This is a genomic window from Jannaschia formosa (assembly GCF_003340555.1).
GTDB classification, from domain to species: domain Bacteria; phylum Pseudomonadota; class Alphaproteobacteria; order Rhodobacterales; family Rhodobacteraceae; genus Jannaschia; species Jannaschia formosa.
Genome location: NZ_QPLJ01000102.1, coordinates 1 through 1,008, shown reverse-complemented (window position 1 = coordinate 1,008; position 1,008 = coordinate 1). Strand labels below are relative to the sequence as shown.

Sequence of the window (1,008 nt, the reverse complement as noted above, 5' to 3'; positions counted from 1 at the left end):
TGCCCTGGGTCAGCCCGCCATGGACCTGGCCCTCCACGATCATCGGGTTGACGACGTTGCCGAAGTCGTCCGCCGCCGCCATCGCCAGCACCTCGACCTTGCCGGTCTCGGGGTCGAGTTCGACCTCGCAGGCATAGGCGCCCGAGGGATAGGTGAAGTTGTTGGGGTCGTAGAAGGCCGTCTCCTCCAGCCCCGGCTCGATCTCGTCGAGGGGATAGTTGTGGGGCACGTAGGCCGCCAGCGTCACGTCGCCCCAGGCCAGCGACTTGTCGGTCCCGGCGACGGTGAAGCGGCCATCCTTGAGCTCGATATCGGCCTCGGAGGCCTCGAGCAGGTGCGACGCGATCTTCTTCGCCTTCCGGATGATCTTCTCGGTCGCCCGGACCAGCGCCGAGCCGCCGACGGCGAGCGAGCGCGAGCCGTAGGTGCCCATCCCCATCGGCGTGTTGGCCGTGTCGCCATGGACGATCTCGACCATGCTGTCGTCGATGCCGATCATGTCGGCCACGACCTGCGCGAACGAGGTCTCGTGCCCCTGCCCGTGGGAGTGGCTGCCGGTCATGACGACCAGCCCGCCGGTGGCGTTCACCCGCACCGTCGCGCTCTCGTAGAGCCCCGCCCGCGCGCCGAGCTGGCCCACCAGCGACGAGGGCGCGATGCCGCAGGCCTCGATGTAGCAGTTGATCCCGAGCCCCCGCAGCTTGCCGCGCGCCGCGCTCTCGGCCCGCCGGGCCGCGAAGCCGTCGCGGTCGATCATCGCGAGCAGCTTCGTCATCGTCCCCTCGTAGTCGCCGGTGTCGTATTCGACGGCCACGGGCGTCTGGTAGGGGAACTCGGTGATGAAGTTCTGGCGGCGCAGGGCCACCGGATCGACCCCCAGCTCGCGGGCGGCCATGTCGATGACCCGCTCCAGCTGGAAGGTCGCCTCGGGCCGGCCCGCGCCGCGATAGGCGTCCACGGGGACGGTGTTGGTGAAGACCGCCTTCACGTTGGTGTAGATCAGCGGCG

The 1,008-nt window shown here is 69.4% G+C and carries 1 protein-coding gene; it reads right to left on the bottom strand.

All coding sequences use genetic code 11. The features are described 5' to 3' along the window. A partial coding sequence (locus tag DR046_RS22985; RefSeq protein WP_167767273.1) for a xanthine dehydrogenase family protein molybdopterin-binding subunit occupies positions 1 to 1,008 on the bottom strand: 1,008 nt, incomplete at both ends.